Source organism: Endozoicomonas sp. ALB115 (assembly GCF_049310245.1).
In the GTDB taxonomy this organism is placed as follows: domain Bacteria; phylum Pseudomonadota; class Gammaproteobacteria; order Pseudomonadales; family Endozoicomonadaceae; genus Endozoicomonas.
Genome location: NZ_JBLYZG010000102.1, coordinates 1 through 9909 on the forward strand (window position 1 = coordinate 1; position 9909 = coordinate 9909).

Here is a 9909-nt window from a genome sequence, read left to right on the forward strand (position 1 = left end):
ACTAGTTTCTAGCTGGTGGGTGATGACGGGATCGAACCGCCGACCCTCTGCTTGTAAGGCAGATGCTCTCCCAGCTGAGCTAATCACCCTGAACTCTTAATCAAAGAGATTGTTGAGAACTTTGCTTTGTTCTCTCAAGCTTCCCGAGAGCCCCTCTCAACAACGCGGCGAATTATAAGCAGCTAACCTGTTGATACGCAACAGTTATTAAAAACTTTTTTTTATACCCTCTGTTTCTTTATCAATATCAATAACTAATTTACGGTCAGGTTTTGTTAACATGTGCTTTCCATCACAGCCTTGAGCCCATACTCGGAAGTGCAGCCCGACCATATGGGAGAACAGGGATGGGACGATATGGAAAGCGGCCAAACTTCCGACCAATCAGGATTCTGAAACGATCATGTGGTTTAAAAATCTTATCTTTTACCGGTTTACCCAGCCATTCAAAACGTCCGTTGACGATCTTGAAGAGCAACTCCGCCAGAAACGCTTTCGCAGCTGTGGCAGTCAGGATATGAGCACCTATGGCTGGGTTCCTCCGTTAGGCAAACAGGGTGAACTGCTGACCCATGCCGGCAATGGGTTCGTTATGATCACCGCCCGCAAGGAAGAGAAAATTCTTCCCGCCAGCGTGATCAATGAAGCACTGGAAGAAAAAGTTGAACAGATTGAACAGGAACAGGACCGCCAGGTTTTCAGCAAAGAGAAAAAAGCATTAAAAGACGATGTACTGATGGAACTGCTGCCCAAAGCATTCAGCCGCAGCCAGAACACCTTTGCTTATATTGATCCGGCAAAAGGCTGGCTGGTGGTGGATGCCTCTTCATTCAAGAAAGCTGAAGAGCTGACTTCCTGCCTGCGTGAATGCCTTGGCAGTCTGCCGATTATTAACCCGCCACTGAAAAACATGCCATCCCATGCCATGACACGCTGGCTGGCCCAGGAGATCCCCATGCCTGACAAGCTGGTGCTCGGTGATGAGTGTGAGCTGCGTGAGCCCGGCGATGAAGGGGGACAGGTAAAAGTCAGTAAACAGGAATTGATTGGTGAAGAGGTTGAGGTTCACCTTCAGGCAGGAAAACAGGTCAGCAAAATGGCGCTGATTTGGAATGATGCCCTGAGCTTTGTGCTTGGTGATGACCTGGTCATTCGTAAACTGAAGTTCACCGACTCCGTTCAGGAACAGCTAGATGAAGTTAACGCTGAAACAGCAGCCGAACAGTTTGACGCTGACTTCGCCATCATGACGCTGACGTTGCAACAAATGCTGGATGAACTGGTGGAAAACCTTGGAGGAATAAGCGAAGAAGCACTGGAAAGACAGGAGGTGGCCAGCTTCTCGGTGGAAATCCCGGAAAAAGAGACCGTTTAAGCGGTTGAAGCAAAAAGCGCACGACGGTTAGAGAGTTTCCCTCTGTGCGCTTGATGATTTTTGCCTGTGAATTGCCTTCTGGTTTTGACGACAGCCAACGCTGCCAAGTAGCAAAAGCGCCACCTCTCAACCACTCCCTGTTCTTTTCTGGACGCTACCAAGAAGCTGTTTTAGTTGTGGCACATCAAATTCTCTGCTGCCGGAAGGGAAGCCGCTGATAAAAATATTGTCATCGCTGAAATCTGATCCGATGACGTGTTGGAAATTACGCTTTATCTGCGCCTTAACCCCGGTAGCAAGATCCTGATAAAAAGAGGGACTCGACTTTCTTTCTTCACTGCGAATACTCGCAATAGCGTTATCCATTTTAGTGTAAACGAAATAGAGTGGGATACCCGCTTCTTTCACCTGACTTATCATAGTAGCAAGAGCATCAGAACGTACGGTGTTGAAACAATGAGGAACAATCACCGCATCATAGGCGAGGAGGCCTGAACGTTTGGCCATTGCCTCCGGGTTATAATCTGCCTTGATCTCTGGTAGTTCACACAAATAAACAGGTGTCTTATTTAGCCGGTAGCGCTTGGTATCCCGTTGCTTGGAGCGAACAACGGTTTCCCGGGCTGCGTCGGTCGCATTAACATCCACATCACGCAGAAGATTAATCAAAGCCGATTTTCCCCCGCAGTCGACCCCCAGAAACCCTATGTTGATGCACTGGGGGAAATTAACCGGTGACCCGGGATCAGGCTTCAGATTAGCATCGTGACCGGCAGCAGGTTTTGAGCGGTCAGTATTCTCGACCATTACCGATGGCTCGCCCGTCACAAGAGACTGGCCAGCCATTGGTATTGAAACCGACCGTTGGTACAGGTCAATGGTGGATGGCTGACTTTCCCCGACGGTGCCAAACAGTTTTTTTTTGACTGCTGATAATCCCGCTACAACCCGGCCGCAAAAATAGCTGATCAGGCGCAAAGGTTGTTTCAGGACGTAAGCGACAGCACTGCCGATTGCAGCTGCTCCATCGTACAAACAATTCATTATTAACCTCCTGATTCAACTGCTATCTCGACACCAATCCGGGTGAAAGAATGGCCCTCTTACTTTTTTGACCACAGGATCAATATAAAGTTCAGAAAAGATAGCACGAGCATTCCAGGAGACTGAGTCCGGGAATGCGAGTGGAGGATCAAGATTTGGTGAGACAAAATCAGTGCATTAAACCAAACAGCTTGCCGCGATAACGCTTGGCGATCGGATTACCCTGCCCCAGCTGATCAAACACCTGCAACATCAGCAGCCTGGCACCGTCTTCACGGAATTCACGGTCCCGACGAACAATCGTCAGCAAATTCTCCAGTGCCTCTTCATTCTGGTCAGCAATCACCAACCGGATCGCCAGCTGGTAGCGAGCCTCATGATCATTGTCATTATCCGCCAGCCGGGCTTCCAACTCATTCCGGGCAGGGGCGTCCGCAACCATTTCGTAGAAAGCCAGTTTGGCTTTCGGTTGGGCAATGCCTTCTGCATCGGCGGGGAGCACCGCCATCAACTGCCGGGCTTCGTCGATACGTCCCAGCTCCAGCAGCAGGTTTACCTGCAACACTTGCAGGGCATGGTTATCAGGCTCATCCTGCAAAATGTTCTGGAGCAACTCCAGTGCCTGGCCAGCTTCGCCTTCAGCCATCAGCGCTTCAACCTGCTGGCGAATCATTTCTGCCGGACTCATTGTCAACGGATCCAGCACTTCACGCAGCTGCTCTTCTGACTGAGGTCCACTGAACACCTTAACCGGTCTTCCCTGGTGCAAAACCACCTGTCCGGGTAACGCTCTTACCTGCAATTGACTCACCAGCTGCTGCGCCAGCATCTGCTCGGTTTCTGCGGCCACTTTCGCCAGTATCAGCTTCCCCTGGTAAGCAGCAGCCAACGCTTCCAGAACACCCAGCTGCGCCGAACAGGCCGGATCACTCTGCATACCTATATAGAGAAGCACGGGCTGATCTGCGGATTGCTGGAGCACTTCCTGAATATTCGCTTCTGTTACATCCACCACGAAGCTTTGCTCATTCATCACATTTGCCACCTTGAAATTCTGCTGGGATCAGGGCCTTTGCAGCAGCAATGACCACTAAACGATGAGGCAATAATAATGATACTTTCAGCTGACGATAAGGCCTTTGTCAGCATTTTTAACTCGCTGTTTTTTTTGCCCCCGGTTCCGTCTGAAGCAATGTGATTAAACACTTCACCGCAAGCCACCGGAGAATCGACCCGGCAGCACAAACTTTTTCTTTAAGAATATCTTGGAATTAACAGTACTTTGTATTAACAGACTTCAAGCCAACATCGCGATCATTACTTTACCCACAGAATCTGTGGATAAGTTTGTGGATGATCACTCACAACCCGTCACAAAGACCGATGTTTACTACCCCTTTATTAAACTGGTTATTTTTTGATCTATTTTTTTTCTATATTTTTCATGGACTTAGGATAAGTACTTACAAAATCAGTCACTTATGGCAGCGAAAAAAAATACACGTCAATCGCTTGACATTTGTGCATAAAAAAATTTTCCTCCCCCCTTGAACAAGAGCCATGAGCCATCCGCCGAAAACTCCGGGACGATGTCTAAATAACAAACAGTTATTAATAAACCCGATCCAAACTGAGCAGCCCCCTCACGATCTGCAGAGTGGTTTTGCTTCTTTTTCCTGTACAGAGAACACGGGTTATTTGCTATGATTTCCAACCGTACCTCCCCCCCTTGCGCCGGGTAGAGCTGTATCACCATCATGGGTGATAAATCGACATTACAAAACAGAATACAGAACAGGTAGCCGCAATGAGTCTTGCTGATAAGGTCCTGGCCGTTAACAACGATCTCCCGATTCGCACCGACCTTCCTATTCACTCCGGCAAGGTACGCTCCGTTTACTGGCTTACCGAAGCGGACAGCCGACGACTGATCAACGAACAAGGCTATGATGTCGCTGCCGATGCACCACTGGCCATTATGGTTATTTCTGACCGAATCAGTGCCTTTGACTGTATCTGGCATGGTGAGGGGGGGCTGAACGGTGTCCCCGGCAAAGGCGCTGCGCTGAATGCGATCTCGAACCACTGGTTCAATCTCTTCAAACAACATGGCCTGGCGGACAGCCATATCCTGGCGATCCCTCATCCACTGGTCTGGATTGTCCAGAAAGCGCAACCGGTAATGATTGAAGCCATCGGTCGTCAATATATTACCGGCTCAATGTGGCGGGCCTACAGCAAAGGCGAACGGGAGTTCTGCGGTATACGACTTCCGGAAGGGCTGGAGAAAGATCAACCACTGCCGGGGCTACTGATTACCCCATCAACCAAGGGGGTGTTAACAGGCATTCCCGGAGTCCCTGAGGCGGATGACGTCAATATTACCCGCAAGGACCTGGAAGGTAATTACAGGGCTTTCAATTTTCGCCATCCTGATGATATTGACCGCTACGAAACCCTGCTTCAGGAAGGCTTCACGGTTATCAGCCAGTCCCTGACTGCCCTGGACCAGATGTTTGTTGATACCAAATTTGAGTTTGGTTACGTCACCGATGCCCGTGGACAGGAAAAGCTGATTTATATGGATGAGGTTGGCACGCCGGACTCTTCCAGAATCTGGGACGGTGAAGCCTATCGTCAGGGCGAGGTGATTGAAAATTCAAAAGAGAGCTTCCGGCAGTTTCTGCTTAATCACTTCCCTGAGCCTGATATCCTGCTGAATAAAGAGCGAATGCCGGAGCGGGAAGCCCTTGCCAGAGATCACGCACTGCCGGAAAGCGCATTAATGGACCTTTCCAGAACCTACACAGCGATTGCTGAAAAGATTACCGGTAAGCCTCTCAAACTTTCTGACAACCCCAAGGCCGAGATTATTGAAATTCTGGATAAGGAATATGGTTTGATCGATGCCAGATAAACCATCAAAAGGAACAACTGTCGTTCAGGGATAGATGCAATAAAGCAGGCTTACGCCTGCTTTATTTATTGAAGATCATTATTTATTGAAGATTGTCCTGAATCACCTTGAGCAGTCTCTGACTGACATCTGCAGGCGCTGAGGTATTCACATCCTTTTCTACAGAAAGCTGAACCGCCTCAGAGTAATTACTCACCCTGACCGTCAGCGTTTTCTGCTCATCAGACACATCGGAGTCTTGATCATCACTGAACCAACCTGACCAGAAGCTCTTTTTCTCTTGCTCCTGTTCCAGTTGTGGCACACTGTCAGCAAGATAGAAAAGACCGGCGGAACGGTTACGATCAACAACCTTCAGTCCAGCATTATCCATAGCGTTGGCAGCAGCGTCCCAGACACGGGCATAGGACAGGCCACGTACCGTCAGCACCGGGTTACCATTACCATCCCGGCCCGCTTCTGTGACTGAAGCAATATCAAGCCCCTGAGCCTGGAGAGAAACCGATGACTGAACATCATCCCGTGCCAGGTAAACCAGCATCTCTGAGAGCACATCGTTTGCCTTCCGCTTGCTTGGCTCTCCCAGGTTATCCCAGTTCTCAGGAGTCGCAGCCGGTTTCCCTTTTTTAGCCAATGGCCGACCCTGATGATAGACATAAACCTCCGTGGTTCCGCCTTTCAGGCCATTGCGAACCTCAAAGCGAAAGCGTTCTTCCATCGGCTCAAGATCATCAGCACCAAATAACTTACCGAATGTCCGGTACATCACACCGTGATCTTTATCCTTGCCAAAGTCATGCCACTGGGTTTCAACAATGCCTTTGTCAAACTCTGTGCTGGCAATGCCAACACCCAGCTCTTCCATCAGCCATTCAATATAGCCCAGCACACCAGGCAACACTTCACCCGGCCCACGATCAACGGACAACCATTCCTGACTGCCATCGCGTTCAAGGCTGTAATGATCACCTTCTTTTAACATCAACCGCTGGGAAGGCCTTGGAACTTCGAACTCCCGTGGCAGTTTCTGGTCAGTCAGGCCAGCCTCTGGAATCACCAGAATATCCCCCAGTTCCCTGGCCTGAGTTCCCGCCGGCAAGGTGATGGGCTCAGCGGTCTGCGCCTCGATGTAGTCTCCGGCACGATCCCGCAGATACCCCTGCTGGCCAAAAGGGTTGGCACAACCTGTCAGCACCAATGCGCTGATCACAACAGACAGGCCCAACCGGGCATGCCTTGGCAACTCACTGATCCTTTGACCTGGAACCATCAAATCAACCCCGCCTTTTGCAGTGCACTTCTAACATCGGAGTGATAACACTCCGACAGGGGCGTCAATGGTAAACGAATACCGTCCTTGATCATCCCCATCTCCTTTAATGCCCATTTTACTGGAATCGGATTGGCTTCCAGAAAGAGCTGACTGCTCAATGCTTCAATCCGGGCATTGAGCGCTTCTGCTGTACTGCGATCGCCCGCCGTGGCAGCAACACATAATTCATGCATAATCTTTGGTGCAACATTATTGACTACAGAGATAACGCCATTTGCCCCCTGGAGCATCAGCTCCATACCGGTAGCATCATCACCGGAGTAGATGGCAAAGTCTTCACCACACAACGCCCGAATCTGCTGGCCACGCTCAACAATGCCCGTGGCTTCCTTAACGCCGACAATATTGTCCAGCTGGCTCAGGCGACCAATGGTTTCCGGCAGCAGATCCACCGCCGTTCGGCCGGGAACATTATAGAGGATCTGGGGAATCGCCACCGATTCAGCCACCGTTTGGTAATGAAGGTAAAGCCCTTCCTGAGTCGGCTTGTTGTAATAAGGGGTCACCAGCAAACAGGCATCCACGCCCAGTGCCTTGGCTTCCGCCGTCAGGTGGACGGCCTCTGCGGTTGAGTTTGCCCCGGTACCGGCAATCACGGGAATCCGGCCATTCACCTGGTCCACCATGCGTTTTATGGCTTCACAATGTTCCTGCACCGTCAGAGTGGCTGACTCACCCGTGGTACCTACCACCACGATCCCATCCGTCCCCTGGTCAATATGATGCTCTACAAGGGCATGCATACTCTCCCAGTCCAGCTCACCATTGCCATACATGGGGGTAACAATAGCCACCAGGCTCCCGGTAATCATCAGTTCACTCCTAAAGGCAGAATCTTGCGTAATGTTACTAACGCCCTTTTACATTCACAAGGCCGAAATCCATCCCGGCCAGGCTGTTTATTGAACTTTGTTGAAAAACTGAAGTCGAATAAGATAAAAAGTTGGGAAAAAAAGAAGAGAAACAGCTTAAAATTTTTGAATACCTTTTAAGACCTGCCTTTTTTTCAGTGATGGTTTAAACTAACTCCCCTGAAATTAATAATGACTAATGAGAGCGACTAAGGATAAAACATGAGCGTAACTCTGGGCCAACCCGTTCCTGACTTTACCGCCCAAGCGACCAGCGACACGACGGTCAAACTCTCTGAACTCAAAGGCCGTAAAGTCGTCCTGTTTTTCTACCCAAAAGACAATACCCCAGGCTGTACCAGTGAAGGACAGGCCTTCAGAGATCATTACAGCCAATTTCAAGAGTCAGACACGCTGGTCTTTGGCGTATCCAAAGATGGCATCAAGGCTCATGAAAACTTCCGGGCCAAACACGAGTTCCCTTTTGAGCTGATCTCCGATAAAGATGAAACGCTCTGCAAACTGTTTGACGTCATCAAGTTAAAGCAGATGTATGGCAAGGAGTATATGGGTATCGAGCGAAGCACCTTCCTGATCGATAGCAATGGTGTACTGCAACACGAGTGGCGAAAGGTTCGCATTAAAGGGCATGTTGAAGATGTTCTGCAGGCCGCACAAATGGTAGACACTCAGGCGCAGACCGACAGCAGTGACAACAGCAATGAAGAGGAGTAATAAAAACACTCTCTTGCGGACTGAAAAAGCGGGCATTGCCCACTTTTTCAGTAGTTGTCTTTAACTTAACTCCACATCCGCCACTGTCGGCCAGGCATTCATTACCGCCTTTAACAAGGTTGCCAGAGGAATGGCAAAAAAGATTCCCCAGAACCCCCACAAACCGCCAAACACCAGAACGGCAATAATAATAGCAACAGGATGAAGGTTCACCGCTTCAGAGAACAGCAGCGGCACCAGCACATTACCATCCAGCGCCTGAATGATCCCATAGCACACCATCAGAATCACAAACTGATCATCCAACCCCCATTGGAAAAAACCAATAATGGCAACGGGAATCGTCACCACGGTCGCCCCGATATAGGGCACAACAACCGAGAAACCGACCATCACCGCCAGAAGCGCAGAATAGCTTAACCCTAACAGGGCAAACAGCACATAACTGACACCCCCGACAATAACAATTTCTATCGCCTTCCCCCGGATATAGTTGGCAATCTGGTCATTCATCTCATCAGCAACCTGGTCAATCAGCCTGCGACGGCGAGGGAGAATACCGGCCATCCAGCCCAGCAAAACCTCTTTATCCTTGAGAAAAAAGAAAACCAGGATAGGCACCAGAATCAGGTAGACCAGAAGAGCAACAATACCGGGGAGCTTGGACAGCGAAAAAGACAATACCCACTGACCAAAGTCGGCCAGGTGCTTATTAATGGTTGTGACCAGCAGGCTGACCTGGTGTTCAGAAACAAAACCGGGGTATAGATCTGGCAAACTCACCAGCAACGCCTGCCCTTGGCGAACCATGCCTGGCATGGCATTTAACAGGTGTGTCACCTGTTCCCACACCAGTGGCACCACCACAAAAATCACCAGCAACAACGCGGCAACAAATCCGGTAAAAACCAGGTTAACGGCCAGAAGATGAGGCATTCGCTGTCGCTCAAGCCAGTTCACCAGGCCTTGCATCAGAAACGCAAAAATCAAAGCAGCCAATGCCGGTGCCAGCATTTTTCCCATGGTCAGCACAACAACAAAGCCAACCAGCAACAGGATCAGAAGAACAATCGCTTCCTGATCCGAGAGATAGCTGTGCAACCATCCCTTAATGACATTCAGCATCAAATGCTCCGTTAGTTATTCAACGACTCAAGATTCATTATTCAACTCAAATCCCTTACTACTTATGCTGCAATGTATGGATATAAACGCCGTGTTCTTCTTCACTGGCCAGCAGGATATGCCCGCTGATATTAGCAAAGCTGGCAAAATCCCTGACCGAACCGGGATCTGTCGCATACACTCTGATAACCTGACCTGACTGCATTCGACTGAGTGCCTGTTTGGCTTTCAGCAGTGGCAGTGGACAGTTCATACCTTTAAGATCAAGCTCCTGATCAACATCCATAATAACGACTCATTCTTTACAGGCTGCAACAGTAAAAACACCCAACGTGAATATCAACGACAGTTTAACCGTCAAAACTGTTTAAGCACTTTAGCGGGCAACTGGTTAAAAGAGGAAATATCCCGTCTATGAACAACCACTATTATGACTACTTAAGTAGCTAACCATATGAAATCATATATTTCTGACTCCTTGTTCAGGCACTCTGCTTCGTTACAACTCCGGTCACATAGCTACGGCTAT

9 protein-coding genes and 1 tRNA gene are annotated in these 9909 nt (G+C 49.4%); 3 read left to right on the forward strand and 7 right to left on the reverse strand.

All coding sequences use genetic code 11. The annotated features are described in order from the left end of the window. Positions 1-13 precede the first annotated feature (13 nt). Positions 14-89: transfer RNA gene (locus ACO6VE_RS23055), tRNA-Val, on the reverse strand. Between the two features lie 314 nt (positions 90-403). On the opposite strand from ACO6VE_RS23055, the gene rdgC reads away from it, so the two are divergent. After that, on the forward strand, positions 404-1375 hold the full coding sequence (rdgC, locus tag ACO6VE_RS23060) for a recombination-associated protein RdgC (protein ID WP_163372131.1): 972 nt from the start codon (positions 404-406) through the stop codon (positions 1373-1375). A gap of 126 nt (positions 1376-1501) precedes the next feature. Here the strand turns inward: rdgC and ACO6VE_RS23065 are convergent, their stop codons facing one another. Together ACO6VE_RS23065 and ACO6VE_RS23070 are read right to left on the reverse strand one after the other, a co-directional pair. Next, entirely contained in the window at positions 1502-2419 is a 918-nt protein-coding gene (locus ACO6VE_RS23065) for a hypothetical protein (RefSeq protein ID WP_422451078.1), read from the reverse strand. Positions 2420-2588: 169 nt separating this feature from the next. After that, positions 2589-3452, reverse strand: coding sequence for a co-chaperone YbbN (locus ACO6VE_RS23070; RefSeq protein ID WP_422451076.1), 864 nt, complete (start codon positions 3450-3452; stop codon positions 2589-2591). 774 nt (positions 3453-4226) lie between these two features. Here ACO6VE_RS23070 and ACO6VE_RS23075 point away from each other — a divergent pair. After that, positions 4227-5336 carry a phosphoribosylaminoimidazolesuccinocarboxamide synthase gene (locus tag ACO6VE_RS23075; RefSeq protein ID WP_422451074.1) on the forward strand — a complete coding sequence of 370 codons (1110 nt, stop codon included), beginning with the start codon at positions 4227-4229 and terminating at the stop codon, positions 5334-5336. A gap of 82 nt (positions 5337-5418) precedes the next feature. On the opposite strand, the gene bamC is transcribed toward ACO6VE_RS23075, so the two are convergent. Further along, the gene (bamC, locus tag ACO6VE_RS23080; protein ID WP_422451073.1) at positions 5419-6606 is read right to left on the reverse strand and encodes an outer membrane protein assembly factor BamC; all 1188 of its coding nucleotides are present in this window, start codon (positions 6604-6606) and stop codon (positions 5419-5421) included. Next, a complete protein-coding gene (dapA, locus tag ACO6VE_RS23085; protein ID WP_422451071.1) occupies positions 6606-7481 on the reverse strand; it encodes a 4-hydroxy-tetrahydrodipicolinate synthase in 876 nt (291 codons plus the stop codon). The genes bamC and dapA overlap by 1 nt, the downstream gene beginning before the upstream one ends. A gap of 261 nt (positions 7482-7742) precedes the next feature. Between dapA and ACO6VE_RS23090 the strand changes: the two genes are divergently transcribed. Then, entirely contained in the window at positions 7743-8255 is a 513-nt protein-coding gene (locus ACO6VE_RS23090; RefSeq protein WP_269674951.1) for a peroxiredoxin, read from the forward strand. Positions 8256-8315: 60 nt separating this feature from the next. On the opposite strand, the gene ACO6VE_RS23095 is transcribed toward ACO6VE_RS23090, so the two are convergent. Beyond that, positions 8316-9380, reverse strand: coding sequence for an AI-2E family transporter (locus tag ACO6VE_RS23095; protein ID WP_422451069.1), 1065 nt, complete (start codon positions 9378-9380; stop codon positions 8316-8318). Between the two features lie 58 nt (positions 9381-9438). Beyond that, positions 9439-9666 carry a sulfurtransferase TusA family protein gene (locus tag ACO6VE_RS23100; protein WP_101746343.1) on the reverse strand — a complete coding sequence of 76 codons (228 nt, stop codon included), beginning with the start codon at positions 9664-9666 and terminating at the stop codon, positions 9439-9441. Between the last annotated feature and the right edge of the window lie 243 nt (positions 9667-9909).